Here is a 25,024-nt window from a genome sequence, read left to right on the forward strand (position 1 = left end):
CTGGGCGCGCATTCTACCCGAGATAGCGCAAGCCTACCCGGGCATTTTTCCGCCTTTACACGTTAAGCCGACCATCTGCCTTTCGTCCGACCCCAGCAAACAGCTAAGCTAGGGTCATTCGGCGCTATGTTCAGCGTGCGCCCCACATGCCAACTCAGGAAGAGTCATGTTCTGTCGCCCTTTCACTCTGATTTCTTGCATTGTTCTCTCTTTAAGTTCAATCGCATCGGCTCAGGCTGCGAGCCTCAGCCAGCAACGTCAATACTATGATGAGGCCAAACGTGCTCTGGCCAAGGGCGACGACGGCCCGTATCGCCGTTACGCCAGCGCCCTCAGCGGCTACCCGCTGACACCCTATCTGGCATACGACGAATTGACCGCCCGCCTGAAAAGCGCCAGCAATCAGGAAATCGAAGCGTTTCTCGCCAAGCATGGTGATTTGCCTCAGGCCAGCTGGATGAAACTGCGTTGGTTGCGCTGGCTTGCCCAACGCGGCGATTGGGCGACGTTCGAAACCTATTACGATCCATCGCTGAATTTCACTGAACTCGACTGCCTGCACGGCCAGTATCAGCTAAGCCACGGCATGCTCGAAGAAGGCGATGCCACGGCGAAGAAACTCTGGCTGGTCGGCAAGTCGCAACCCAACGCGTGTGACCCGATGTTCGAGCAATGGGCTGCGACCGGCAAGCTCACCGAGGATCTGCGCTGGCAGCGCGCCAAACTGGCTGTAGAGCGAGGCAACTACGGTCTGGCCACGTACCTGAGCAAAACCATGCCAACCCTCGGCGGTCGCGCGCAACTGATGGTCGATGTTGCGCAGAAGCCGCAAATCCTCAGCCAGACCAACCGTTTCCTGCCCGCCGATGCAGCAATGGCTGACGTGGTAGGTTTGGGCCTGCGCCGCTTGGCACGCCAAGACCCGGAAAAAGCCCTGAGCCTGCTCGATGGCTACAGTTCGCGCATGCATTTTTCTGAATCCGAAAAGCTGGCGATTGCCCGTTCGATTGGCTTATCAATGGCCAAGAACTTCGACCCGCGCGCACTGCCGGTCATGGCCAAATACGATCCGGACATGCGTGACGACAACGTCAGCGAATGGCGCGCACGCCTGCTGCTGCGCTTTGGTCGCTGGGATGAAGCCCACAAGCTGACCGAGAACATGCCCAAGGAACTGGCTCAGACCAGCCGCTGGCGTTACTGGCAGGCCCGCAGCCTGCAACTCGCGGAGCCGAACAGTACCGAGCCGGCCAAGCTGTATCGCAGCCTCGCCACCGAGCGCGACTTTTACGGTTTCATGGCGGCCGATCAGGTCAAACTGCCCTATTCGTTGAATAACCAGCCAATGAAGCTCGACCCCAGCGTCGTCGCCAAGGTACGCAACACGCCCGGCATTCAGCGGGCGCTGGAGTTTCATGACCGTGGCGAAATCGTCAACGGCCGCCGCGAGTGGTATCACGTAAGCCGCCGCTTCAGCCGCGAAGAACTGGTTGCCCAGGCGCGTCTGGCCTACTCGATGCAATGGTATTTCCCAGCCATCCGCACGCTCGGCCAAGCGCAATACTGGGACGATCTGGATGTACGCTTCCCGGTGATCTATCGCAAAGAGCTCACCCGCGAAGCCAAGAAGCGCGGCCTGCATTCCAGCTGGGTGTTTGCCATTACCCGTCAGGAAAGTGCGTTTATGGCCGATGCACGCTCACCGGCTGGCGCAATGGGCTTGATGCAGCTGATGCCGGCCACCGCCAAAGAGACGGCGCGTCGTTACGACATCCCGCTGGGCTCAGCGAATCAGGTCTTGGTGCCCGACACCAATATCCAGCTAGGCGCGGCGTACATGAACCAGATTTACGGCCAGTTCAATGGCAACCGCGTACTCGCTACGGCGGCATACAACGCCGGGCCGGGTCGTGTGCGTCAGTGGCTACGAGGCAGCGATCACTTGGCGTATGACGTTTGGGTGGAAAACATTCCTTACGATGAAACCCGTAAGTACGTGCAGAACGTGCTGACTTATGCAGTGATTTACGGCAAGAAACTCAACCTGCCACAACCACTGATTGGCTGGAACGAACGCTACTTCGACGACCAGCAATAACTGGCAAAACGGAAAAGATCAGGTGCGGGCAAGCCGCACCTGATCTCTTTACTCAAGCACCTCGACCGCCATTCCCACCTGCAACTCACCTGCACCATCGGCAATCAGGTTCTGGCCGAAATACACCTCGCCTTCGCGCTCACGATAAGTCTTCAAAGTGGTCAACGGTTCGCGATCGGCGCTGCGCTCACCCGTGGCCGGATCGAGCGTGGTCATGATGCAGCGCGAACAACCCTTGGCCACCCGAAATTCGATTTCGCCAATGCGAATACGCTTCCAGCTGTCTTCGGCATAAGGCTCAGCGCCGGTAATAACCAGATTCGGCCGGAAACGCAGCATCGGCAGTTCACGCCCGACCCGCGCCGACAAATCATCCAGCGAGGACTGCCCAATCAGCAGCAACGGAAAACCATCGGCAAAACCCACCTTGTCGCCCGCCTCGCCATAACCGCTGTCCACTTGCCGGGCACGCGCCTCAGGCACATACACCAAGCGGCAGTCACGCCCGAGAAAACGACTAACCCACTCGGCGGCCTCATCACCGGCATCCGGCACACGAAAGCTGTCGCGCCACACAGTGACGCCGCGCAAAGCATCTTCTCCGGTCGGCACCGCAACGAACAGCTCAGGCATATTCGGCGCCGTCAGCAGTACGCCATCCTCGCCGCGCCAGTGAACATTCATCTGAGTCATCTGCGCCAGCAAGCGCTGCGTCAGGAAGCGCCCAGACTCGGCATCCACCGCCATCCACCGGCGATCACCCTGCAACCCAAGTAAACCGACCCTGCTACTATCAAGCAACTGCCCTGCGGCAGATTTCATTGGGTAGCGATACAACGCCGAGAGACGCATCATGACAACAGATCCCCGCCTGCAAAAAATTAAGTTTCGGGCCGCTGGCAAACATTTGCCCAAAGGCCTGCTATTGGCGTGCACATTATTGCTCAGCGCCTGCAGCGGCACGCCAGCTGAAAATCTGGGTGTTCATAATGGTCAGTTGGCGCCCTGCCCCAGCTCACCCAACTGCGTCAGCAGCCAGGCCAGTGATGCCGACCACAAAGTAGCCCCGCTGCCACTACTTGGCAGCGCCGAGAACACCCGCGAGACCTTACTGAAACTGATTAACAGCCAGCCCGGCGCACGCCTTGTCGATCAGGATACGTCGTATCTGCGCGCCGAGTACACCAGTGACTTGCTGCGTTTTGTGGACGATGTCGAGTTCATGATTACCGCCAGCGACGTGCAGGTGCGCTCGGCCTCCCGCCTCGGCTATTCCGATTTGGGAGTGAACCGTAAACGCGTCGAACAACTGCGCCAACGCATGCTGCAATTGCCGCAGCCTTAATTCGAAAGCAAGTCTGAGCCGGCTGGCAGGTGCACTCGCAGCGCCGCGGGCCGCGCGACAAAGCGCATCTTGCGCCCCGAACGCGGCTCCCCGTCGAGATTAACGTCGAGCCCTTCATCCGCTTCAATTTCCAGCCAGGCGAGACGCGCACTCAGCGAAACACTTTCAACGCCATTCAGCGTGCCATTGAGCATGGTGCCCAAGGTGCTCACCGCATCCGCTTGCGCCGGAACAATGCAAACATCCAGCAAGCCGTCGTCTATTCGCGCTTTCGGGCAGAGCACGTGCCCGCCGCCCGCTTGCCGGCCATTGCCAATACCCAGCGCCAGAAACTCGCCCTGCCACTCGAAATCCGGCCCGGTGAAACGGCCAAATGCACTGTGCACTTCGGCGAACCGGCTAAGCCCGGTGAGGAAGTACGCTGCCCCGCCCAGCGCGGCTTTAAGGTCTTCCGGGGTATTGGCAGTCACGCTCGAGCCGAATCCGCCGGTGGCCATATTAAGGAACAGCTGACCGTCGAGGTCGCCCAGATCGATACGCTGGGGTGCCTTGTCGAGAAGTTTCAGCGCGGCATGCGGATTGAGCGGCACGCCTGCGGCCACACAAAAGTCGTTGGCCGTGCCCAGCGGTAACAGGGCCAGGCTCACGCGGGTATCTTGCAGCGCCATGGCTTCGGCGACATCACGCAAGGTGCCGTCACCGCCGCCGGCAATCAGCGTTGCGTAGTCATCTTGCAGTGCCTCGTTGACGATTCTCGCTGCATCGCCCGCCTCCCAGGTAACCCGCACATCGATGTGCCAGCCACTTTTGCGCTTGGCCATTACGGCGGCGCGCACTTCGGGGTCCATGGCCTTCTTGCCATGCAATATCAATAACGCTTTGCGTTCCTGCATCAATCCTCCTCTTGTCACGGCCACTGGCACAAATGCGGGCAAGGACAGCGCTGACAAATAATCTAATTAATAGATATTAATACGCAAATATTCAGCATTTTATATCGAATCAATTTGACGGAAGATAGCGTTCAACCCAACTAAGGGGTCGGTTGAATCCACTGCCGACATCAAGTGATGAGGATATACCAATGATCGAAGTTCGCCCGTTTGAGCAATTAGGTGGTGCAAATCACGGCTGGTTGGCCGCTCGTCATCACTTCTCATTTGCCGAATATTACGACCCTAAGCGCATGGCCTGGGGCCAGTTACGTGTATGGAATGATGATGAAATAGCGCCGCAAACAGGCTTTCCACCGCACCCGCACCGCGACATGGAAATCATTACCTATGTACGTAAAGGCGCTATCACTCACCAGGACAACCTCGGCAACAAAGGCCGCACTGAAGCCGGCGATGTTCAGGTCATGAGTGCCGGCACCGGTATCACCCACAGCGAATACAACCTTGAGGATGAGACCACCCAGATATTTCAGATCTGGATAATGCCCAATCAGTTCAACTCGGCGCCATCCTGGGGTGCCAAGCCTTTCCCGAAGGCTGAGCGCGCCGGCCAGTTTGTCACCTTGGCGAGCGGCAACCCCGAGGACAGCGATGCTCTTTCAATTCGGGCTAATGCCCGGGTTGTGGCCGCGACAATCAAGGCCGGGCATTCGGCGGATTATCAGATTGCAGCGGGCCGCAAGGTGTATCTGGTGGCGGCAACAGGTGCCTACAGCGTAAATGGCGTGGCCGCCAAGGCACGTGACGGGGTTGCGATAAGCGACACCCAAACCATCAGTGTCAGCGCCAGTGAAGACACCGAAATTGTTCTGGTCGATGTTGAGTAAACCAACGCTCCGCCGGTCTGCCGTGCGGAGCGTTTTGCTGTACTTTTAAAACTATCCCAGCAACTCAGTCAGCGGGATAAACCGCACGCTGTCGCCTTCAGCCAGCGTGGTGTTTTCCAGCACCTCGGCCAAACCATCGGCCCAGGCAGCGCTGCGCAGAACCCCGGAACTCTGATTCGGATAGATCACCACGCGCCCGTGCTCCATACGCGCGCGCAAGTATTCGCGACGTTTGCCCGCTTTGCTCCAGGTAAAACCGGCAGGCACCTCGAAACCGAGTGGAGCAACATTCTTCACGCCCATCCGGCGCAGCAGATAAGGCCGCGCCAACAGGCCGAAGGTGACCAACGTAGACGCCGGATTACCGGGCAACCCCAGCACCGGCACGCCGCGAAAATGACCAAAGGTCAGCGGTTTGCCGGGTTTGATTGCCAGCTTCCATAAGGTCAGCTCGCCTTCTTCGCGCAGCGCCTCACCTAAAAAGTCAGCTTCGCCAACCGACACACCGCCGGTTGAAAGGATTAAATCAGCGCCTTTCAATGCACCCAGCGCCGCACGGGTAAGCTCAAGGTCATCGGCAAGAATGCCGCCATCAATCACTTCACAACCCAAGCGCTGCAACCAGCTCATCAGCAAGCGCCGGTTACTGTTGTAGATTTGCCCGGCAGCCAGTGGCGTCCCCGGCTCGACCAACTCATCGCCGGTCGATAACACCGCCACCCGCACACGCCTTCGCACCATCAATCTGGCTGCACCTAATGAAGCCGCCAAGCCCAATTCGATTGGCCCAAGCTGCGTACCCGCCGGTAACACCGTATCGCCGACACGGGTTTCCTGACCTTGGGCGCGCACATTCTGGCCCAAGCGCATCGCGTGCTTGAACTGCACGCTGCCATCGGCTGCAAGCTCGACGTTTTCCTGCATTTCAACCGTGTCGGCACCTGCCGGCAGCGGTGCGCCGGTGAAGATCCGCGCACAAGTGCCGGGCTGCAATGTGGTCGGCGCGGTGCCGGCCTGAATGCGCTGACTAACCTGGAGCGCAGTGCCCTGCCAGTCGGCCAAAGCCAATGCATAACCATCCATTGCGCTATTGGCCCAGGGCGGCAGATCCAGGCTGGAAATCAGCGGCTCGGCCAGAACGCGGCCATCGGCTTCAGCCAACTCAACACTCTCAATTTCCAGCGCAGCGCCAGCACTCGCCTGCTCCAGCAAGCGTTCAAGCGCCGCTTCGACTGGCATCAAACCAGGCTGATCACAGCAACTCATCCGCGACTCTCACATGCATCGGCAACTTGCAGATGCGGGACGAAATTGCAGGGCCGGTGACGCGAGTCGAGTTGCTCGGCGAGAATGCCGTCCCAAGCGGTGCGACAGGCATTGGTCGAACCCGGCAGACAGCAAACCAGGGTGTTATTCGACAGCCCCGCCAAGGCGCGCGACTGCACGGTGGAAGTGCCGATATCGGCAACCGAAATCTGACGGAACAGTTCGCCAAAGCCATCGACTTTTTTATCCAGCAAGCAGCTCACCGCTTCCGGCGTGCTGTCGCGTCCGGTAAAGCCGGTTCCACCTGTGATCAGCACAACCTGCACTGAATCCTCGGCAATCCACGTCGCGACCTGAGCGCGGATCTTGTACAGATCATCTTTCAGAAGCACACGCGAGGCCAGGTTGTGACCGGCTGCCTGCAAGCGGTCTACAAACAATTGCCCGGAGGTGTCAGTATCGAGTGAGCGCGTATCGCTGACGGTCAGTACGGCTATATTCAGGGGCACGAACTGCGCCTCGGCCTTGTGATTCATGGCAGGCTTCCAATAGTTAGAGACAATGGCCATATTTATATCACAAGCCCAACTCAGGAAACGTTGACATGGATGCGCCAACAAGCGAGAACCTCATTTCGGTTTTACTGCTCGCAGGCGGCAGAGGACAACGCATGGGCGGCCACGACAAAGGCCTGCTGTTATGGCAGGAACGACCACTGATAAGTTGGTTGTATGAACTTACGCGGCCACTGACAGACGACTTGATCATCTCGTGCAATCGCAACCTGCCGCGCTACAGCGAATACGCCGATCAACTGGTGCAGGATGAATCCGACACCTTTGAAGGGCCGCTGGGCGGGATTCGTGCCGGCCTCAATGTCGCCCGCCACGCGCAGCTTCTGGTACTGCCCTGCGACGCGCCGAAAGTCGACGCCGCACTGATTCGCTCGCTGATTGAAAACGCTGGCAAACAGCCGGTAGTGGTGCGACAGGACGGCTACTGGGAGCCGCTGTTCAGCCTGATTCCAACCTGTTTAAAAGACGATCTCGAAGCGGCCTGGCAGCGCGGCGAACGCAGCCCGCAACGCTGGCTGCGCACACTCGACCCGGTGGCGGTGGAATGCGCTAATGACGACCCTCGCTTGGCTAATTTGAATACACCAGAGCGCTTAAATTAACTCGCCTCACAACACATCACTTACAAACGGGGAACTTTAAAAGCTTTACCCCGTCCGAAGGGATGTACACCTTTCGTTATAGCTCAGGAGAGAAACAATGAATCAACGGTATATCGCCGCCGCTGTGCTAGCCCTCGGTCTGGTCGCACTGACTGGGTGCTCCTCGCCTTCCGTGATCACGTTGAATGACGGCCGGGAAATTCAGTCTCTGGATGTTCCAGATTATGACGACGACACCGGTTTCTACGAATTCGAGCAATTGGATGGTAAGCGTACCCGCGTCAACAAAGACCAGATCCGCAGCGTTAAAGAGCTATAAGCAACAGCTGCACTCACCCCGCGGGTTAGCTTGAAATCTGCGCATGAGTGCCCGAGGCCCATCATTATTGATCGCTCTCAGGCACTTCGGCGTGGTTAATTTTTTTGAGCTAACCTCTTGTACTGTAAAACTTTTTCAGTACAATTTGGATTATTCGGAGTGTAGCGCAGCTTGGTAGCGCGTCTCGTTCGGGACGAGAAGGTCGCAGGTTCGAATCCTGTCTCTCCGACCAAATCCCGGATTGCACTGTCGACTCATCGACGCCCGCAATCTTCAAAAAGCCCGCCTCAGCGCGGGCTTTTTTGTGCCTGCGAAAAACCGCTCGAAAGGCGCAGAGTAAAACACTTGCTAAGTGGAGTGCCCGCCCTGAATCGGGCGAAAAATATTGCGGCGTTTAACCTCGCGCCAATTGATAACAGCACGCTGGCGGTTCTATTCTAGAAACATCGGCATTCCTGTTCTGCAGCCCCTAAACGCTGCTCTCTCCAACACATGCCATACGGAGGATTCAGCCACACGTTTGCTTTCGTCACGCGCGGGCACCGACAATGGTTGACCTACGCGTCATTGGCACTCTCCATCCTGATGCACTGGCCGTAGCGAGCTCAGTCGTATCGCTTTCAGGGAAATTAGAATGGCAGAAAGAAAAGTAATAAACGCATCCGTCAGCCCCAAGGGCAGTCTTGAAACGCTGTCGCAACGCGAAGTACAACAACTCAGCGAAGCCGGCTCTGGCAGCACCTACAAACTCTTTCGCCAATGCGCGCTGGCTATCCTCAACACCGGCGCGCACATCGATAATGCCAAGACCATTCTCGACGCTTACAAGAGCTTCGAGGTGCATATTCATCAGCAAGACCGTGGCGTTCGTCTGGAGCTGCTAAACGCGCCTGCCGATGCCTTCGTCGATGGCGAGATGATCGCCAGCACCCGCGAAATGCTGTTCAGCGCCTTGCGCGATATCGTCTACACCGAGAGCGAACTCAACAGCCAGCGTATCGACCTGAGCAGCTCGCAAGGCATCACCGATTACGTGTTCCATTTACTGCGTAATGCACGCACCTTGCGCCCCGGCGCTGAGCCGAAAATGGTGGTGTGCTGGGGCGGTCACTCGATTGACACAGTGGAGTATCAATACACCAAGAAAGTCGGCCACGAACTCGGCCTGCGCTCGCTGGATGTCTGCACCGGTTGCGGGCCAGGTGTGATGAAAGGCCCGATGAAAGGCGCAACCATCGCCCACGCTAAACAGCGCATCACCGGCGCACGTTATCTGGGCCTTACCGAGCCGGGCATCATTGCCGCCGAAGCGCCTAACCCGATTGTCAATGAGCTGGTGATTTTGCCCGACATTGAAAAGCGCCTTGAGGCGTTTGTGCGGGTGGGCCACGGCATTATTATTTTCCCGGGTGGCGCGGGCACGGCAGAAGAGTTTCTCTACCTGCTGGGCATCTTGATGCACCCGGAAAACCGCGAGTTACCCTTCCCGGTCATTCTCACCGGCCCGAAAAGTGCGGCGCCGTATCTTGAGCAACTGCATGCATTTGTCGGTGCTACGCTGGGCGAAGCAGCGCAGCAGCACTACCAGATCATCATCGACAATCCGGTGGAAGTCGCGCGACAAATGACAGCGGCCTTGAAGGAGGTCAAACAGTTCCGTCGTGAGCGCAACGATGCATTCCACTTCAACTGGATGCTGAAGATCGACGAGAGCTTCCAGCGCCCGTTCGACCCAACGCACGCCAACATGGCCAGCTTGCAACTAAGCCATGACTTACCGCCGCATGAATTGGCCGCCAACCTGCGCCGGGCGTTTTCCGGCATCGTCGCCGGCAACGTCAAGGACAAGGGTATCCGTCTGATCGAAGAACACGGTCCGTATGATATTCACGGTGATGCCGCGATCATGCAGCCGCTCGACAAACTGCTGCAGGCATTCGTCAGTCAACACCGCATGAAGTTGCCGGGAGGCGCTGCATACGAGCCGTGCTACCGCGTAGTGAGCTAACTGCAACCGGCTGATTCGCCCGCCAATAAGCGGCGCAAATCAGCCGAACTTTGTGGCTATTGCGCAGACGGTATCAGCACAAATTTCCCCACATGGCGCTTCTGCAGAAACGCTTGTTGCGCCTGCACAATGTCTTGCAGCGCGAAGGTTTCGGCCAACACCGGGCTGATTTCGCCCTCCTCGATATAGCTCACCAAATTCGCAAACACCGGCTCATCCCACGCGGTCGTCCCGATCAGGGTGATGTCCTTGAGGTACATGTCGCGCATATCGAGCGCAACCACTGGCCCGGCGATGGCACCGGACGACACCAGTCGCCCGCCACGTTTGAGCACTTTCAACGCGACAGGGAAATTAGCCCCCGCAACGTTATCAACCACCAGATCTACTGCGTTCTCGCCCAGCACCTCAAGCAGATTCGCCGAACGACTGATAACCTGATCGGCGCCAAGACCGGCCACTGCATCCAGCTTCTCGGCCCCGGCAACAGCGATTACCGTGGCACCCCGGCGCTTGGCCAGTTGCAACGCGGCCACGCCGACGCCGCCCGATGCGCCCATAATCAATACACGCTCGCCCGCTTGCAGATTAGCGCGGTGCAACATGTTCTCCGCCGTGCCGTATGCACAAGGAATGGTGCCCAACTCGGCATCGCTCCAGTCGCAGTCAATCGGGAACACTTCACTGGCAGGTACTTTCACGTACTGGGCAAACGCGCCGTCAAAGTCCGAGCCCATCCACAGCGTGTCGAGTGAATCAAAGCCGTTCTCACGCATACACGCGCGCACCAGCACCCGTTTACCCAACAAATGCCCGTGTGTGTGATCGGCAGCCGCAACGACTTCACCGCAGCAATCGGTGCCCTGAATAAACGGAAAAGGCGTGGCGGCATTCCAGCCACCCTCGCCTCTCTGCGCTGTCAGCGCTTCGCTGGAAGCGGTGTTGGTGGACTCGGTAATGGCCGATGAGTACCAGCCAAGGCGCGTATTGATCTCGGTGTTATTGACCCCGGCAGCCAGCACTTTGAGCAGCACTTCACCCGCCAACGGCACAGGCATTGGCACGTCCTGATAAACCAGCTTTTCATAGCCGCCATTGCCGGTGGTCACAATCGCCTTCATTACACTGCGCGTCATAATTTTCATGGCCTCAACTCTGGATCAGACAAACCACTGGCCTGAACTCTTGCTAGACCTTCCCCTATGCACAGGCAGAAGTAAACCTCGCCCAGCCTTGGCGCCAACTCTTGGCAAGCGGGTATCACTCATCGCATTATCGATACTCACCTCGCCAGGGACGCCGCCATGAGTTGGTCAGCCAAGCAATACAGCCTCTTTGAACAGCAGCGCACACGGCCGGTTCACGACCTGATTGCCGCCATTCCCACCCAAAGCGTGCACACTGCCATCGACCTCGGTTGCGGGCCGGGCAACTCCACCCAAGTGTTGGCGCAGCGTTACCCGGACGCTTCTGTCAGCGGACTCGACAGCTCTGCCGACATGCTCAAGGATGCACGCCAGCGTCTGCCCGAACTGCGCTTTGAGCAGGCTGACATCGGCGACTGGAGTCCCGCACACAATGTCGATGTCATTCTCGCCAATGCCTCGCTGCAATGGGTGCCCGAACATGGAGACTTGTTTCCAAAGCTGGTGAGCAAACTGAATAAAGGTGGGACGTTGGCGGCGCAGATGCCGGATAACCTGCAAGAGCCTGCACATGTGCTCGCCCGCCAAGTGGCGCAAGACCCGCGCTGGGCGCACAAGATTGCCGAAGTCCGGCATCCGCCACGCCACTCGCCCGATTTCTACTACGCCCTGCTCCGCGAGCACTGCTCTGCGGTCGATGTCTGGCGCACCACCTATTACCACCCGCTGGAAAATCATCAAGCCATTGTCGAGTGGTTCAAAGGCACCGCACTGAGGCCCTTTCTAGCGGCGCTTGATGAAGCAGAACAACAAGCGTTTACCGAGCAATACCTGCAGCAGATCAGCAAAGCCTATCCCGCACTTGCTGATGGCAGCGTGTTGCTGCCATTCCCAAGGTTGTTTATTTGCGCGACGCGATAGTGGGTAACTGCACAGGCCTGAGCAGCCATTAGCATCGGATTTGACCAGCGTAACTCGTGGGAGTGAGCGGCAGAGAACGGCCAGAAGCTGATATCTGAATAAGCCGAAGAACTAGCCGTCGGTATTGAAAGCTAAGAATCCCGCGCCGCACTCTCCTCAGAAGCAATCTATATCTGAGGAGAGCGAGCAGGACTAGCTTGGTCTGAGACTAACTACCTGGTTTTTTTAGACCGATGTCTTTACGCGGATATTTCTCAAAAGTGGCCAGGTGTCGTCCCGCCCTAGCCATTACCTGAGGCAGTCCCCATTCGAAACGTGAGTGGCCCTGGCTACTCTGCTCCTTGGGATCCATATATAGATTATATACCCAGGGGCTCATACCCAGGTTCTGCACCGTGCTTTCGTCAAGGTTGCGGTGGACGGCCTGGTTGAGAAAGACCTTGAAGTGGACTTTGTATTCCATCCAGCGAACAGCCATCAGCTCGTTCTCGGCATACATAAACACCGCATCACGCTTGGATTTGCCATCGTCAGCCAGCAGGAAAGACGTCTGGTCTATGCCGTCGATGTAACGCTCTGAAGGAATCTTGTCGGTGATGCCAGCCAGGGCCAGTGAGGTGTTGAACATGTCGGTCAGATCGAACAGGCCATCACTGATCCGGTTGGGGGCAATTGTGCCTGGCCAGTAGGCGATCCCGGGGACGCGTACGCCGCCTTCCCAGGTTGTGCCTTTGCCACCGCGAAATGGCTGGTAGCCACTGTCCGGCATGAGATCCTCGTTGCCGCCGTTGTCGGAGGTGAAGAACACCAAGGTGTTTTCCAGCTGGCCCGTTTCTTTCAGCGTTGCAATCAGGCGGCCCACGATGTCATCGACTTCCAACATGGCGTCACGGTAAGGAAAGCCTGCGGGGCTTTTCCCTTCATAGCCTTTTGCCGGGTAAGTATCGTTATGCAGTCGTCCGAAGGAGTGGTAGAGATAGAACGGCTTGTTGTCTTTGGCGCTGCGACGAATGAAATCATCAGAGAAGTCAGCAAATTTTTGATCGATCTCGGCCAGTTGCTCGATTGTGGTTATTTTTTCCGCCACCTCCAGTTTGCCATTCTTGATCCCCTTGGTAATCGCCGGCTCACTGGTTTGCCGCAAGGCCTTGAGGCGCTCAGGGCGTAACACCATGTCGGGATAACGCTGCTTGTCGAGCTGTTGGCTAAAGTCGCTGATCACCGACAAGATGCCGTAGTACTCGTCATAGCCAACCTGATTGGGGTAGCTGCCGTCAGCGTCGCCTAGGTGCCATTTGCCAGACATCGCAGTGCGATAGCCCGCATCAGAGAGCAGTTTGGCGGTGGTGATTTCCTCTGCCCATGGATTGACCTTGAGCACCTCACCACTGAGTGTTGGCCGGGTAAGACCACTGCGCGTCGGGATTCGGCCCGTGTTCAGGGCGGCGCGAGTTGGTGTGCAAGTTGGTTGCGCATAGGTGTTGAGCAGTTTCAGGCCTCCTGCTGCCAGAGAGTCGATTTGTGGCGTTGGCGCACCGATCAGCAGGCCGCCGCCGTATGTCCCTGGGTCTCCCCAGCCCATGTCATCAACCAGCAGAATGAGGATGTTCGGTTTACGTCCGAACTTCTTCTCTAGCGCAGAGAGTTTGGCGGCAGCTGCTTTCTCCTGTTCAGGACGATCAATGGCAGCCTCCAGATAGGGCCTATCCTGTGCAGGGAGTGTGAATGCATTGTTCTGTGTGAGCTCTGCGTGCACAGTCGTGACAGTCAGGAGCAGGGCTGTTGTTATTAGGGTTCGTAGATTATTCATGTCACCTCCGTGTATATGGACACCAATAAGTGATGCGCCCTTGGCGCGTCGCTTAACTACCTAGCCAAGGCAGATATCGCGGCCTCCTTGAAGAGACTCGCAGATGACATTTGAGGGGTATTTAACTGTTTGGCCAAGCATTGTCAGCCTAGATGCTCTGTCCTCCGAGCGCCAATGCTCGGACTAGGGTTCTTGGCCGGGGAATGACAGTGCACTGAAATCCTCAATCGCCGATGTTAATTTGCCTTTGCTGTATGCAGCTGCCGGTCGTTCCACATCGTTAAAGCGAAGCGCTACTGTGACATTGTCAATGTACAGATCAAGGCAATCATTTTTTCCGTAAGCCCCCCGTCGCGACTGACCGCTTTTGGCCGTTCCCTACCGATCAAAGCCACAACGCTAACTGGCCATATCCGATGCAATTTGCAGCCATAAAAACTGCAAACGGCAAGTCACGTCGAATCCAGGCCGTCGACTACCGGAAGTGCATGTTCTCAGTGAGCGCGTTTAATGCACAGGCGCCGCGCCAGACAGGTAGAATCAACTACATAATCCAACGGGTGGATGGGCGTAGTGGAATTTCAACACGGTTTTATTTTGTCGCGACATTGGCGTGATACGCCAGGCGGCAGCGTGGTGGAGTTCTGGCTGGCAACCGATGAGGGCCCGCGTCAGTTGCGCTTGCCGCTGCAAACCTCGGTTGCGTTTATTCCGGCCGAGCAGCGCCAGCAAATTGAAGCCCTGCTCGCCAACGAGACGGGCTGCGAGTTACGCACGCTGAGCCTGCGTGACTTTCAGCAACGCCCGGTGCTTGGCTTGTACTGCCAGCAGTACCGTCAACTCATGCAGCTCGACAAATTGCTGCGTAAAGCCGGCGTGGATGTTTACGAGGCCGACATCCGTCCGCCGGAGCGTTACCTGATGGAGCGTTTCATCACCGCCGGTGTGAGCTTTACAGGCACCGTCGATGCACACGGCATCGTGACCGACGCGCAACTCAAGCCAGCCCCAGACTATCGCCCGTCGTTGCGGCTGGTCTCGCTGGACATCGAAACCACCGAGCATGGCGAGCTGTATTCGATAGCCCTTGAAGGCTGCGGCCAGCGCGATGTGTATATGCTCGGCCCGGCGAATGGTGATGCCACCCCGCTCGACTTCAACCTGCAGTATTGCGCCTCAAGGGTCGAGCTGTTGCAGCGACTCAACGAGTGGTTTGCCGCCCACGATCCCGACGCGATTATCGGCTGGAACGTGGTGCAATTTGACCTGCGCATACTTCACCAGCACGCGCGCAGGCTCGCCGTGCCCCTGCTGCTTGGGCGCGGCAACAGCGAAATGCTCTGGCGCGAACATGGCAGCCGCAGCCACTACTTCGCAGAAGCGGCGGGCCGGCTGATTATCGACGGCATTGAAGGTTTGCGCTCAGCCACCTGGAGCTTCCCTTCCTTCAGTTTGGAAAATGTCGCGCAAACCCTGCTTGGCGAAGGCAAGTCGATCAGCACGCCGTACCAGCGCATGGATGAAATCAACCGGATGTTCGCCGAAGACAAGCCGGCGCTGGCGCACTACAACCTCAAGGACTGCGAACTGGTAACCCGCATCTTCGACAAGACCGAACTGCTGCGCTTTCTGCTCGAGCGCGCCAGTGTCACCGGCCTGCCTGCGGATCGCAGCGGCGGTTCGGTGGCCGCCTTTACGCACCTGTACATGCCGCTGATGCACCGCAAGGGTTATGTCGCGCCCAATCAGGGTGAGCGACCACCCGAAGCCAGCCCCGGCGGTTTTGTGATGGACTCGCAGCCAGGCTTGTACGACTCAGTGTTGGTGCTCGACTTCAAGAGCCTGTACCCCTCGATCATCCGCACCTTCCTGATCGACCCGATAGGCTTGATCGAAGGCCTGCAGCAACCCGATGATGCACATTCTGTCGCCGGTTTCAGAGGCGCACGCTTCTCGCGCGAAACCCATTGCCTGCCGTCTATAGTGGCGCGGGTTGCCGAAGGCCGCGAGACAGCCAAACGTGAGCACAATGCACCGTTGTCGCAAGCGTTGAAAATCATCATGAATGCATTCTACGGCGTGCTGGGTTCCAGTGGCTGTCGCTTCTTCGATCCGCGCCTCGCCTCCTCCATTACCCTGCGCGGCCACGAGATCATGCGCCTGACCCGCGAGCTCATCGAGGCGCAGGGTTACGCGGTCATTTACGGCGACACCGACTCGACATTTGTCTGGCTCAAGCGCCCGCACAGCGAGGCCGACGCAACCCGTATCGGCCACGAGCTGGTCGCCACCGTCAATCAATGGTGGAAGACCCATTTGCAGCAGCACCACGGCCTAGAAAGTGCGCTGGAATTACAGTTCGAGAGCCACTATTGCCGCTTCCTGATGCCGACAATCCGCGGCGCGGAGGAAGGCAGCAAAAAGCGCTACGCTGGCAAGGTGCGGCGCAGCGACGGCACCTCGGAAATGGTCTACAAAGGCCTGGAAACCGTGCGCAGTGACTGGTCGCCACTGGCTCAACAGTTCCAGCGCGAACTGTATCAACTGATCTTCGACCAGAAACCTTATCAGGCGTACGTGCGCGACTACGTGCAACGCACACTGGCGGGCGAACTTGATGACCTGCTGGTGTACCGCAAACGCCTGCGCCGACCGCTCAATGATTACCAGCGTAATGTACCGCCGCATGTACGCGCCGCCCGCACCGCCGACGAATACAACGCCGAGCTGGGCCGGCCGATGCAATACCAGAACGGCGGCTGGATCAGTTACGTCATCAGCAAGAACGGCCCCGAACCACTTGAGATTCGCCGCGCCGCTATCGACTACGACCACTACCTGACTCGCCAACTGCAACCAGTGGCGGACGCCATTCTGCCGTTTGTTGATGACGACTTCAGTACTTTAGTTGGCGGCCAGTTGGGGTTGTTTTAAAGCACTGCACTCTGCGGCGGAGTATGTTTGGGTAATTGCAAGAATTTGACCAAGAGACATCGTCGCCATAGTGTTAGTTTTCGGCCAAAAACTGCCGGTCGCGAGAGGCATAACAACTGGTTCAAATCGCTCGCTCCGCTCGTTGGGACGGGCTTAAGCCCGCCCCCTTAACCAAACGTTAGGCAATAAATGTGGAGGCTGAAAGATGAGTGACCTGAAACAAAAAATTTATGAGTGCCCATGCAAGCAATGCCGCGCACTATATCGGCTGATTGAGGAGTCTGGGGCAAAAATCAGGTTTTCCGAAGTAAATGCTGGGCGACTTTGTGAGCTAGCGGTAGTGGCTGCCGAAGGAGTCGATGGAATGCCTGAAATTGCCGTTGTCGCAGCAAGAAGATTATACGCTAAGCACTTGGGCGTAAGTCTTACTGGGCCTACCAGCAACGCAGATTATCCGGCTCACATTCAGTGGGCAGTAAGCAATTCAAACCATAATCCAGCAGCTAAAAACAAAATTAATCTTGGCAGGGCTAAGGCCATATATGTGAATGGTAGGTTTATTCTTCAGTAGCCGACTATCTAAAGCGCCTATCAAGGCGCTGAAATCGCTTATTTCATTCGCTGGGACGGCGATCCGCCGCCCCTTAACAAGGTGGTTGGCGGTTAAGGAGGTTCTATGGCGGAGCAGCGCGAATTTGATATTGCCCTCTCGTTCGCTGGCGAGGATCGGGACTATGTGGACCAGGTAGCAAACCTCCTGAGAGACTCAGGCGTAAAGGTCTTTTATGACGTCTTCGAAGAAGCGAGTCTTTGGGGCAAGAACCTTTACGAGTACCTATCTGAGATTTATATGAACAAGGCGTGTTACACGATCATGTTCATATCGGAGTACTACGCGAAAAAGATGTGGACAACCCACGAGCGGAACTCTATGCAAGCTCGGGCATTCCAAGAAAGTCAGGAATATATCCTCCCGGCCAGGTTCGATGACACGGCTATACCAGGGGTTCTGCCTACAGTTGGATATATTTCCTTGATCAATCGCACTCCAGACAAGTTTGTAGAGATCATTCACAAGAAACTCATCAATAGCGGGAGAACTGTACCGTCTTACGCAGTCCGCAAGGCTCTATTCTCAACAGCAGCGATCCCACGCGTTGATCCAAAGATGCCTCGCGTATCGGTAATGTCTACGTCCGGAGCTGTCGTGTCCGGAGCGACAGTCGTCGCCATTGCGGATAACGACACAACGAAGACTGGACACACCGACTCCAGCGGAGTCGCAGCCTTCACGATTACAACTCGCCGAAGCTATCAACTACTTGTCGCACACGCAGAGTTTCCGGGAGCCGTAATCCCATCATGGGACCCGGCGGAGGATATTGAGATATCGCTGGCGCCAACTGAGAACACAGGGTCAGTGCTATGTCATAGCACCTGCTACATACCAGGTCTTGAGGGTCGCCTTGATCCGATTCTGGATACCAGCAAAAGATCGTACCTATACGCCGACAATATCGCGATCAATGGACGCGAGAGTCAGCCAGCCACATTCAAAGTTAATCACCCCTTTGAGCTAGAGGATTCCAACGGGGTGGTGATGCAAGTTCGCGTGCTGCACATTCAAGGGAGCACGTCATTGTTACAGTTCGTGCGACCACGATATGACCGCTAACCATCGGCTCTACCCAAAGTCCTTGCTGCCGCTTCGCGTCGTAAGCGCCGCGGGTAAATCGGGGCCTTAAATGGCGTGGCAAAGTGTGAGTAGCCCTTGGTGCCGTAGCCACTAAATGACCGTTCCTTGCCGTATGCTGCCTATCTCAATTAGCTGCTTAAGCTCACTTCCGTCCTCCTCCTGCAACCACACTTCAATCCAAATACATACGCATAGCCAATTACGCTGCCACCGCACCTATTCGCCCCTCCACCCGAGCAAACTCACTCTGCAACCAAACGAGTAACGTGCAATCTGCACGACCAAAACCCTTGAAGTTTGCGAATCGCATGATGGCACTAAGCCTTACAAATCTATAACCCATTGAAAAACATAAGAATATAAAAACCAAAAAAGCTGGCACAGGCCTTGCGATAGTTAAGACGTATCTGGAGCCAACACAGGCTGCATATCGAATCACTCGCAAGGAGACGCTACGATGAAAAAGCCAATGAATAAGACCCTTATCAGCGCCGCAGCTGCCACAGCATTGAGCCTTAGCATGGCGAGTTCGGTCTGGGCAGGTTCCGAGCCTGGCGCAGAGCCAATGATTCCGGCTGAAGGCACCACCATGAACGAGATGAATCAGGGCGCAGCCGCGCAGTCTGATGAGTGGATCACTGAAAAGGTCCAGCAGAATCTCGGCACTGAAGTGACCCTGAAAACGGCCAACATCAATGTCGACACCATGAAAGGTATAGTGACCTTGACCGGTACCGTTGCCACTGACGAAGCCCGTGACAAGGCTGTCGAGCTTGCAGAAGCGGTAGATGGCGTTAACGAAGTCAAAGCAGAAGCACTGACTTCGCCGAAGTAAGCCAGCAGTAACTGATATTTTAATCAGTAAACAAAGCCCCGACGTTGATAGCGTCGGGGCTTTGTTGTTTACGTAAGTATTTGCTCAGTAGCATGCAGCCGTGGCCGCGGATGCTCAGTCATCCGTGCTGCAGAACTGCCCGGCCAGCTCAATACGCTTAAACGATGCGCGAGCTTCGGTTGGGGTGATTGCGACTAACCGATCCAGCCGCAATTCAAAAGCGCCCTCGTTATTTTGCAGCTTAAGAAACTCTTCCTTGCTTGGGGCGGTACGTGTGTCGACCGCCCTCGCCTGCAAGGTGCTGCCGTCATCGAGTTCAAGCAACAGCTCATAGCCATGCAAACAGGCGATTTCCAGATAATCATAGAGATCACAATTCAGCGGTTTGTAGGTGCTCATGGCAAACTCCGCTTTGATACTTTGCAGGCCCGCAAGTTGCTCAAACTGGCGCGAGCGCCGGTTACCACTTACCGGTGTTGGCCATCGACTTCCAGGGTTCTGCAGGCGCCAGTGGCTCACCTGCCTGAAGCAGTTCGATGGAGATATTATCCGGCGAGCGGACAAAGGCCATGTGGCCGTCACGCGGTGGCCGGTTGATGGTTACGCCGTGATCCATCAAGCGCTGGCAAGTGGCATAAATGTCATCTACGCGGTACGCCAGATGGCCAAAATTACGGCCTTCGCCGTACGGCTCCGGGTCCCAGTTGTAGGTCAATTCAACCTGCGCTTCGTGATCACCGGGCGCGGCCAGAAATACCAGCGTGAAGCGACCTTGCTCGCTTTCGTGGGTTTTCAGCAACTCGAGCCCAAGCGCATCGCGATAAAAGCGTAGTGACTGCTCGATATCGGTCACGCGGACCATTGTATGTAGGTATTTCACAAGTTTCTCCAGTCAGTAGCTGTCTGATATTAACCAGACAGGCTTAAACCTTGGCGCTGATTGAGCGATAAGGCTGGGCATTCACCGGGTTTGATAAACGCACCTCAACCGGCGCTGCAATCCACTCGCCGGCCTGCGCGCGATAGCCTTTGTAGTGCTCGCTTTCGCGGTGCGCTTCAACCGCAGCCATATCGTCGTAAATTTCGAAAATATCAAACACGTTGGCATCGTCAGCGCGCACGAACAGGTCGTAGCGCTGGTTGCCCGCCTCGGCGCGCGAATGGCTGACCATCAATTGCAGCGCCTTTTCCATGTTTTCGCGATGTTCTGGTTTAACAGTAACGGTGGCAAAAATAGCAACGGTCATGAAAATCCTCCTGAATTCAATACGCCAAAAGCGCCAGGCACGGGCCTGACGCTTTCGCTGCAAACAAGGCTTAAAGCAGTTTCATCAGCGCTTCGGCAGTTGCATCCGATGAGCCTGGGTTCTGCCCGGTAATCAACAAGCCATCAACTTCGACATGGCTTTGCCAGTCATCGCTGCGGCTGTACAAACCGCCGTTGCCTTTAAGCATATCTTCTACCAGAAATGGCACCACATCGGTCAACTGCACGGCCTCCTCTTCACTGTTGCTGAAGCCAGTGACCTTCTTGCCCTTAACCAACGGCTGCCCATCGGCAGCTTTGGTGTGGCGCAGCACGGCCGGCGCATGGCACACCGCCGCAACGGGTTTGCCCAGCCCCTGGAAACGCTCGATCAGGGCAATCGACTTCGCGTCTTCGGCCAGATCCCACAGCGGGCCATGGCCGCCCGGGTAAAAGACCGCATCGAAGTCTTCGGCTTTCACTTGCTCAAGCTTGACTGTGTTGGCCAAGTCTTTTTGCGCCGCCGGGTCCTTGTCAAAACGCCGCGTGGCATCAGTCTGTGCGTCATCCGCCGCGCTGTTCGGGTCAATCGGCGGCTGGCCGCCCTTGGGCGATGCCAGCGTCAGCTCAACGCCGGCGTCTTTGAATACATAGTAAGGGGATGCAAATTCTTCGAGCCAGAAGCCGGTTTTATGGCCAGTGTCGCCAAGTTGATCGTGGGACGTAAGCACCATCAGAATCTTCATGTTGATTGCCTCCAGCGGCTAAAGCCAGGTTCGGTTTAAGTTGTGAGGATGATAGCCACACACCTATCATTCGAAAATTCAAAAGAAGTAATTGCTGGTATCCAAATTTTGAATATCGTAAATAAAGACCTCAATCTGCTGCTGGTGTTCCATGTGCTCTATCAGGAGCGCAGCGTGTCGCGAGCCGCCGTGCGCATGGCTATCAGCCAACCGGCGCTGAGCCATAAGCTTAATAAGTTGCGCCATGAATTGGCCGATCCCTTGTTTGTGCGCGCACCGCGTGGCCTCACGCCAACGCCCCGTGCACACGAGTTGGCGCCAGAGGTGCAGAGACTGGTGGCCGCGCTGGAGTCTTTTTACGACCAGAGTGAAGGCCGCGACTTCCTCACCCGCACAGAGCACATCCACCTCTACACCACCGACTACATGGAACAAACCCTGCTGCCGGGCCTATTGCCGCGCCTGCGCAGTCAGGCGCCGAATCTGGTGCTGATCACTCACAATACCCGTGGATTATTACCCCGCGAAGAACTCGAGAAAGGCACCTGTGATCTGGCCATTGCCGGTTTTTTTGCCGATCTGCCGGATACGTTTCGCCAACAGCGACTGCTCAGTGAAGACTTCGTCGTGCTGGCCTCAAAGAGCAATCAACAGCTGGCAGGCGACCTTGATATGCAAACGTATCTGGCCTGCGAACACCTGCTGACCACGCTCACCGGCGACCTCAACGGCATTGTCGATCGCGCACTTGAGGCCAACGGCTTGAGCCGCAAAGTGGCTGCGGGTTTATCCAGTTTTCTGGCACCGACCCGGCTGATTCGCGGCACAGACTTACTGCTCACCTGCTTGCGCTCAATCGGTGAGGAAGCCATCGCCCGCGATCCGGATTTACGCCTGTATCCGCTGCCGCTGCCATTGCAGCTGCCCACTGTCGAGGTGATGCAAATATGGCATGAGCGCACCGATGCAGATCACCTGCGCCGCTGGTTGCGTCAGCAGATCCAAACGCTGGCGAGCGAGTTGCACGCTGGCCGCTAGTCTGCCCACGCACGGCTCAAGGCCTGTAACGCGCGCTCAATATCTGGCTCAGCGACTGCCGCAAACCCCAACACCAGCCCGGCCCGCTGCGCCTCGGGCGGGGTGCTTTCAGGCAGCCAGTAGCTGCTCAGGCCATTGACCTCAACGCCTACGTTGGCTGCGCGTTCAATCAGTTCACGCTCGCGCTCGACGCTGCTCACGCGCACGCACAGATGCAGCCCTGCATCAACGGCGGGCATGGCAGCGCAGCCGCGAATATTCTTCGGCCAGTGTGCCAGTAGCATGTCGCGCCGACTGCGCGCTGCCGTACGCATGCGCCGGATATGTCGCTGAAAATGGCCACTGCTGATGAACTCGGCCATCACCGCCTGCGTGCCGATTTCGGAGTGGCGAATGTCCAGCGCTCGGCGGCGGGAAAATGCCTGCGCCAATGCAGGCGGCAACAGCAGATAGCCGAGTCGCAACGCCGGAAAGGTGATCTTGCAGAAGGTGCCGACGTACAACACCCGTCCCTGCCGGTCGAGTGCGGCCAATGGCGCAAGCGGTGTTCCGTTGTAGCGGTACTCGCCATCGTAATCGTCTTCGATAATCCAGCCATCGTTACGTTCGGCCCACTCCAGCAGCTCAAGACGACGTTGCAGGGACAACGTCACGCCGGTTGGGTATTGATGCGATGGCGTGAGATAGACCAACCGGCAATTCTCGACCCCTGCTAATTGCGCGGTATTCAAGCCGTCCGCATCAACTTCGATGCCTTGCAGTTGCGCCCCTGCCACGGCCAGCGCATGCCCTGCAGCGCGATAACCCGGATTTTCGACCGCTACTTTATCGCCCGGCCGCACCAGCAGTTGAGCACACAAGCTGATGGCTTGCTGGGCGCCACAGGTGATGACGATTTGCGCCGGATCACACGGCAAGCCACGGCTGTTGCGCAAGTAGGCAGCGATCAGTTCTCGCAACTTGCGATCACCCGCTGGGTCGCCATACCCGAGCCGGGCAAAATCCGGCTTGCGCCAGAACTTGGCCGAAAGCCGCGCCCAAGTCTCGAAGGGGAACAAGTCAAACGCGGGAACGCCTACCCGAAATGCGCGCGGGGCCCCGGCTGGCGGCAATGGTAAATAGTGATTCTCTAGTTGCTGCACGGCAGCGCTTGGCGCAGGGTTATCGGCCGTGTTGGGGATTACCGGCGAAATCGCCGCCAGGTCGGCAACGTAGGTTCCATCGCCCACCCGCCCTTGTATGTAGCCTTCGGCGTAGAGCTGATCGAGTGCACGGGTCACGGTGTTGCGTGAAATTCCCAGCACGCCGGCCAAATCCCGACTGGCCGGCAAGCGTACGCCGCTGGGCAGGCGTGCATCGAGAATCCGTTCACGAAGCGCCTCATATAACTGACGCGCCAATGCGCGGCCCGGCTTTAAATGGATGCCCGACAAATCGACCGGCAGGAGTGGCGCAACCGTCATAAATTGGCCCTACGAAATTGGCAGATAATGGATCTTACAACAGACCATTAACTTGCATAGCATGAATCCACCAATACGGAGCCAGTGCCATGTATATACCCAGCGCCTTTCGTGTGGACGATATCCACGCGCTGCACAACGCCATCGACAACAGCCGGCTCGCCACCGTGATCAGCCAGGGGGCTGAAGAACTTCAGGCCAGCCAACTGCCACTGCTATTGGTCCCTGATGAAGGCCCTAACGGCACGCTTTATGGCCATTTCGCCCGTGCCAATGGCCACTGGCGCGAACTCGCTGAAAATCCTTCAGCATTGGTGCTGTTCACTCCGGCCGATGCTTACGTCAGCCCCAGCTGGTATCCGGCAAAAGCGGCGCATGGCAAGGTCGTCCCAACCTGGAACTACATCAGCGTTGAGGTGCGCGGCAAAGTTGAAGTGTTTGAAGACAAGGAGCGCCTGCTGCAATTGGTCAGCCGCCTGAGCCAGCGCCATGAAGCCGGCCGCCCGCAACCGTGGGCCGTAAACGATGCGCCGGCCGATTACATCGACAGCATGCTGCGCGCCATTGTCGGCTTCGCCCTGCCCATCGAGCGCATCGAAGGCAAATTCAAGCTGAGCCAGAATCGCGATATCCCCGACCGCATTGGGGTCAGCACCGGCCTGAATCAAAGCGCTGATCCGCGTGATGTCGAATTGGCCGGGCATCTCGGGCAAACCCTTTCAACCAAACCATAAGCGAGCCGTTCATGACCGTCGAAATCCGCCGCGTCAGCCCAGCCGATCACGCCAACTGGCTGGTACTTTGGCAGGGCTATCAGCAGTTCTATAAAACCGAGATCAGCACTGAAACCAGCGCAATCACCTGGCAGCGTTTTCTCGACGCCAACGAGCCGATGCACGCGGCGCTGGCCTGGGAGGACGGCAAGGCGGTGGGCATGGTGCACTGGATTTATCACCGCTCGTGCTGGACCACGGGCGATTATTGCTACCTGCAGGATCTTTTTGTGGACGCGACGCAGCGCGGCAGTGGCGTGGGCCGCCAACTGATCGAGCGTGTGTATGCCGAGGCCAAAGCGGCTGGCGCATCGCGGGTTCACTGGCTCACACACGAGACCAATACCGACGCCATGCAGCTTTATGAGCGCATTGCTGATCGCTCCGGTTTCGTTCAATACCGCAAACTTTTCTGAACAGG

The 25,024-nt window shown here is 57.1% G+C and carries 25 protein-coding genes and 1 tRNA gene; 15 read left to right on the forward strand and 11 right to left on the reverse strand.

Features of this window, described 5'->3' with window-relative positions; genetic code table 11:
• The first annotated feature begins 166 nt into the window (after positions 1-166).
• On the forward strand, positions 167-2,098 hold the full coding sequence (locus BM395_RS00895) for a transglycosylase SLT domain-containing protein (protein ID WP_090508563.1): 1,932 nt from the start codon (positions 167-169) through the stop codon (positions 2,096-2,098).
• Positions 2,099-2,146: 48 nt separating this feature from the next.
• Here BM395_RS00895 and BM395_RS00900 read toward each other — a convergent pair whose 3' ends face one another.
• On the reverse strand, positions 2,147-2,953 hold the full coding sequence (locus BM395_RS00900) for an MOSC domain-containing protein (RefSeq protein WP_090508564.1): 807 nt from the start codon (positions 2,951-2,953) through the stop codon (positions 2,147-2,149).
• Between BM395_RS00900 and BM395_RS00905 the strand changes: the two genes are divergently transcribed.
• On the forward strand, positions 2,952-3,443 hold the full coding sequence (locus BM395_RS00905) for a DUF1499 domain-containing protein (protein WP_090508565.1): 492 nt from the start codon (positions 2,952-2,954) through the stop codon (positions 3,441-3,443). The two genes, BM395_RS00900 and BM395_RS00905, sit on opposite strands and share 2 nt — an antisense overlap.
• Here the strand turns inward: BM395_RS00905 and yegS are convergent.
• The gene (gene yegS / locus BM395_RS00910) at positions 3,440-4,336 is read right to left on the reverse strand and encodes a lipid kinase YegS (RefSeq protein ID WP_090508566.1); all 897 of its coding nucleotides are present in this window, start codon (positions 4,334-4,336) and stop codon (positions 3,440-3,442) included. The genes BM395_RS00905 and yegS overlap by 4 nt on opposite strands.
• Before the next feature lie 191 nt (positions 4,337-4,527).
• Here yegS and BM395_RS00915 point away from each other — a divergent pair, with 191 nt between their 5' ends.
• Positions 4,528-5,226 (forward strand): pirin family protein, encoded by a 699-nt coding sequence (locus BM395_RS00915; protein ID WP_090508567.1) that lies wholly within the window; start codon positions 4,528-4,530, stop codon positions 5,224-5,226.
• Positions 5,227-5,277: 51 nt separating this feature from the next.
• On the opposite strand, the gene BM395_RS00920 is transcribed toward BM395_RS00915, so the two are convergent.
• Together BM395_RS00920 and moaB are read right to left on the reverse strand one after the other, a co-directional pair.
• The gene (locus BM395_RS00920) at positions 5,278-6,492 is read right to left on the reverse strand and encodes a molybdopterin molybdotransferase MoeA (protein WP_090508568.1); all 1,215 of its coding nucleotides are present in this window, start codon (positions 6,490-6,492) and stop codon (positions 5,278-5,280) included.
• Entirely contained in the window at positions 6,489-7,028 is a 540-nt protein-coding gene (gene moaB, locus BM395_RS00925; RefSeq protein ID WP_069898874.1) for a molybdenum cofactor biosynthesis protein B, read from the reverse strand. The genes BM395_RS00920 and moaB overlap by 4 nt, the downstream gene beginning before the upstream one ends.
• 68 nt (positions 7,029-7,096) lie before the next feature.
• On the opposite strand from moaB, the gene mobA reads away from it, so the two are divergent.
• From mobA to ppnN, 4 genes are all read left to right on the forward strand, one after another.
• Entirely contained in the window at positions 7,097-7,669 is a 573-nt protein-coding gene (gene mobA, locus BM395_RS00930) for a molybdenum cofactor guanylyltransferase MobA (RefSeq protein ID WP_090508569.1), read from the forward strand.
• 97 nt (positions 7,670-7,766) lie between these two features.
• Complete coding sequence (locus tag BM395_RS00935; protein WP_069898878.1) at positions 7,767-7,988, forward strand: YgdI/YgdR family lipoprotein; 222 nt, start codon at positions 7,767-7,769, stop codon at positions 7,986-7,988.
• Between the two features lie 155 nt (positions 7,989-8,143).
• Positions 8,144-8,220, forward strand: a tRNA-Pro gene (locus tag BM395_RS00940).
• 402 nt (positions 8,221-8,622) lie between these two features.
• Complete coding sequence (gene ppnN / locus BM395_RS00945) at positions 8,623-9,996, forward strand: nucleotide 5'-monophosphate nucleosidase PpnN (protein ID WP_069898880.1); 1,374 nt, start codon at positions 8,623-8,625, stop codon at positions 9,994-9,996.
• 56 nt (positions 9,997-10,052) lie between these two features.
• Here the strand turns inward: ppnN and BM395_RS00950 are convergent, their stop codons facing one another.
• The gene (locus tag BM395_RS00950; protein WP_212633008.1) at positions 10,053-11,141 is read right to left on the reverse strand and encodes an alcohol dehydrogenase family protein; all 1,089 of its coding nucleotides are present in this window, start codon (positions 11,139-11,141) and stop codon (positions 10,053-10,055) included.
• 159 nt (positions 11,142-11,300) lie between these two features.
• Here BM395_RS00950 and tam point away from each other — a divergent pair, with 159 nt between their 5' ends.
• Positions 11,301-12,062 (forward strand): trans-aconitate 2-methyltransferase, encoded by a 762-nt coding sequence (tam, locus tag BM395_RS00955; protein ID WP_090508570.1) that lies wholly within the window; start codon positions 11,301-11,303, stop codon positions 12,060-12,062.
• Between the two features lie 208 nt (positions 12,063-12,270).
• Here tam and BM395_RS00960 read toward each other — a convergent pair whose 3' ends face one another.
• Positions 12,271-13,872 (reverse strand): arylsulfatase, encoded by a 1,602-nt coding sequence (locus BM395_RS00960; RefSeq protein WP_090508571.1) that lies wholly within the window; start codon positions 13,870-13,872, stop codon positions 12,271-12,273.
• A 573-nt stretch (positions 13,873-14,445) separates the two neighbouring features.
• On the opposite strand from BM395_RS00960, the gene BM395_RS00965 reads away from it, so the two are divergent.
• The 4 genes from BM395_RS00965 to BM395_RS00980 all read left to right on the forward strand — a co-directional run bounded on the left by BM395_RS00965 (position 14,446) and on the right by BM395_RS00980 (position 19,337).
• Complete coding sequence (locus tag BM395_RS00965; protein WP_170860527.1) at positions 14,446-16,806, forward strand: DNA polymerase II; 2,361 nt, start codon at positions 14,446-14,448, stop codon at positions 16,804-16,806.
• 205 nt (positions 16,807-17,011) lie between these two features.
• On the forward strand, positions 17,012-17,377 hold the full coding sequence (locus tag BM395_RS23260) for a hypothetical protein (RefSeq protein WP_170860528.1): 366 nt from the start codon (positions 17,012-17,014) through the stop codon (positions 17,375-17,377).
• A 105-nt stretch (positions 17,378-17,482) separates the two neighbouring features.
• A complete protein-coding gene (locus BM395_RS00975) occupies positions 17,483-18,481 on the forward strand; it encodes a TIR domain-containing protein (protein ID WP_090508573.1) in 999 nt (332 codons plus the stop codon).
• A 490-nt stretch (positions 18,482-18,971) separates the two neighbouring features.
• A complete protein-coding gene (locus BM395_RS00980; protein WP_170860529.1) occupies positions 18,972-19,337 on the forward strand; it encodes a BON domain-containing protein in 366 nt (121 codons plus the stop codon).
• A 114-nt stretch (positions 19,338-19,451) separates the two neighbouring features.
• Here the strand turns inward: BM395_RS00980 and BM395_RS00985 are convergent, their stop codons facing one another.
• The 4 genes from BM395_RS00985 to BM395_RS01000 form a co-directional block, all read right to left on the reverse strand.
• Positions 19,452-19,736: a Rho-binding antiterminator gene (locus tag BM395_RS00985; RefSeq protein WP_090508575.1), complete on the reverse strand. Its 285-nt coding sequence runs from the start codon at positions 19,734-19,736 to the stop codon at positions 19,452-19,454.
• 61 nt (positions 19,737-19,797) lie between these two features.
• Complete coding sequence (locus tag BM395_RS00990; protein WP_069898894.1) at positions 19,798-20,217, reverse strand: VOC family protein; 420 nt, start codon at positions 20,215-20,217, stop codon at positions 19,798-19,800.
• A 43-nt stretch (positions 20,218-20,260) separates the two neighbouring features.
• Positions 20,261-20,584, reverse strand: coding sequence for a putative quinol monooxygenase (locus BM395_RS00995; RefSeq protein ID WP_090508576.1), 324 nt, complete (start codon positions 20,582-20,584; stop codon positions 20,261-20,263).
• Between the two features lie 70 nt (positions 20,585-20,654).
• Entirely contained in the window at positions 20,655-21,329 is a 675-nt protein-coding gene (locus BM395_RS01000; RefSeq protein WP_069898898.1) for a type 1 glutamine amidotransferase domain-containing protein, read from the reverse strand.
• 108 nt (positions 21,330-21,437) lie between these two features.
• On the opposite strand from BM395_RS01000, the gene BM395_RS01005 reads away from it, so the two are divergent.
• Positions 21,438-22,367, forward strand: a complete 930-nt coding sequence (locus tag BM395_RS01005) for a LysR family transcriptional regulator (protein ID WP_090509175.1) — start codon at positions 21,438-21,440, stop codon at positions 22,365-22,367.
• Here BM395_RS01005 and pdxR read toward each other — a convergent pair.
• Complete coding sequence (pdxR, locus tag BM395_RS01010; RefSeq protein ID WP_090508577.1) at positions 22,364-23,830, reverse strand: MocR-like pyridoxine biosynthesis transcription factor PdxR; 1,467 nt, start codon at positions 23,828-23,830, stop codon at positions 22,364-22,366. The genes BM395_RS01005 and pdxR overlap by 4 nt on opposite strands.
• An 89-nt stretch (positions 23,831-23,919) precedes the next feature.
• Here pdxR and BM395_RS01015 point away from each other — a divergent pair, with 89 nt between their 5' ends.
• Together BM395_RS01015 and BM395_RS01020 are read left to right on the forward strand one after the other, a co-directional pair.
• A complete protein-coding gene (locus BM395_RS01015) occupies positions 23,920-24,564 on the forward strand; it encodes an FMN-binding negative transcriptional regulator (protein ID WP_090508578.1) in 645 nt (214 codons plus the stop codon).
• Between the two features lie 11 nt (positions 24,565-24,575).
• A complete protein-coding gene (locus tag BM395_RS01020) occupies positions 24,576-25,019 on the forward strand; it encodes a GNAT family N-acetyltransferase (RefSeq protein ID WP_090508579.1) in 444 nt (147 codons plus the stop codon).
• Positions 25,020-25,024 lie beyond the last annotated feature (5 nt).

The sequence above is a fragment of the Pseudomonas marincola genome, assembly GCF_900116605.1.
Lineage (GTDB): Bacteria > Pseudomonadota > Gammaproteobacteria > Pseudomonadales > Pseudomonadaceae > Aquipseudomonas > Aquipseudomonas marincola.

What these genes read in the sequence shown, in the direction of transcription:
- BM395_RS00920 (WP_090508568.1), bottom strand. Translation starts at nt 6,492, where the DNA reads ATGAGTTGCTGTGATCAGCCTGGTTTGATGCCAGTCGAAGCGGCGCTT.
- BM395_RS00975 (WP_090508573.1), top strand. Translation starts at nt 17,483, where the DNA reads ATGGCGGAGCAGCGCGAATTTGATATTGCCCTCTCGTTCGCTGGCGAG.
- BM395_RS00935 (WP_069898878.1), top strand. Translation starts at nt 7,767, where the DNA reads ATGAATCAACGGTATATCGCCGCCGCTGTGCTAGCCCTCGGTCTGGTC.
- BM395_RS00950 (WP_212633008.1), bottom strand. Translation starts at nt 11,141, where the DNA reads ATGAAAATTATGACGCGCAGTGTAATGAAGGCGATTGTGACCACCGGC.
- BM395_RS00905 (WP_090508565.1), top strand. Translation starts at nt 2,952, where the DNA reads ATGACAACAGATCCCCGCCTGCAAAAAATTAAGTTTCGGGCCGCTGGC.
- moaB (WP_069898874.1), bottom strand. Translation starts at nt 7,028, where the DNA reads ATGAATCACAAGGCCGAGGCGCAGTTCGTGCCCCTGAATATAGCCGTA.
- BM395_RS01020 (WP_090508579.1), top strand. Translation starts at nt 24,576, where the DNA reads ATGACCGTCGAAATCCGCCGCGTCAGCCCAGCCGATCACGCCAACTGG.
- pdxR (WP_090508577.1), bottom strand. Translation starts at nt 23,830, where the DNA reads ATGACGGTTGCGCCACTCCTGCCGGTCGATTTGTCGGGCATCCATTTA.
- BM395_RS01000 (WP_069898898.1), bottom strand. Translation starts at nt 21,329, where the DNA reads ATGAAGATTCTGATGGTGCTTACGTCCCACGATCAACTTGGCGACACT.
- BM395_RS00895 (WP_090508563.1), top strand. Translation starts at nt 167, where the DNA reads ATGTTCTGTCGCCCTTTCACTCTGATTTCTTGCATTGTTCTCTCTTTA.
- yegS (WP_090508566.1), bottom strand. Translation starts at nt 4,336, where the DNA reads ATGCAGGAACGCAAAGCGTTATTGATATTGCATGGCAAGAAGGCCATG.
- BM395_RS00915 (WP_090508567.1), top strand. Translation starts at nt 4,528, where the DNA reads ATGATCGAAGTTCGCCCGTTTGAGCAATTAGGTGGTGCAAATCACGGC.
- BM395_RS00985 (WP_090508575.1), bottom strand. Translation starts at nt 19,736, where the DNA reads ATGAGCACCTACAAACCGCTGAATTGTGATCTCTATGATTATCTGGAA.
- BM395_RS00995 (WP_090508576.1), bottom strand. Translation starts at nt 20,584, where the DNA reads ATGACCGTTGCTATTTTTGCCACCGTTACTGTTAAACCAGAACATCGC.
- tam (WP_090508570.1), top strand. Translation starts at nt 11,301, where the DNA reads ATGAGTTGGTCAGCCAAGCAATACAGCCTCTTTGAACAGCAGCGCACA.
- mobA (WP_090508569.1), top strand. Translation starts at nt 7,097, where the DNA reads ATGGATGCGCCAACAAGCGAGAACCTCATTTCGGTTTTACTGCTCGCA.
- BM395_RS23260 (WP_170860528.1), top strand. Translation starts at nt 17,012, where the DNA reads ATGAGTGACCTGAAACAAAAAATTTATGAGTGCCCATGCAAGCAATGC.
- BM395_RS00960 (WP_090508571.1), bottom strand. Translation starts at nt 13,872, where the DNA reads ATGAATAATCTACGAACCCTAATAACAACAGCCCTGCTCCTGACTGTC.
- BM395_RS01015 (WP_090508578.1), top strand. Translation starts at nt 23,920, where the DNA reads ATGTATATACCCAGCGCCTTTCGTGTGGACGATATCCACGCGCTGCAC.
- BM395_RS00900 (WP_090508564.1), bottom strand. Translation starts at nt 2,953, where the DNA reads ATGATGCGTCTCTCGGCGTTGTATCGCTACCCAATGAAATCTGCCGCA.
- ppnN (WP_069898880.1), top strand. Translation starts at nt 8,623, where the DNA reads ATGGCAGAAAGAAAAGTAATAAACGCATCCGTCAGCCCCAAGGGCAGT.
- BM395_RS00980 (WP_170860529.1), top strand. Translation starts at nt 18,972, where the DNA reads ATGAATAAGACCCTTATCAGCGCCGCAGCTGCCACAGCATTGAGCCTT.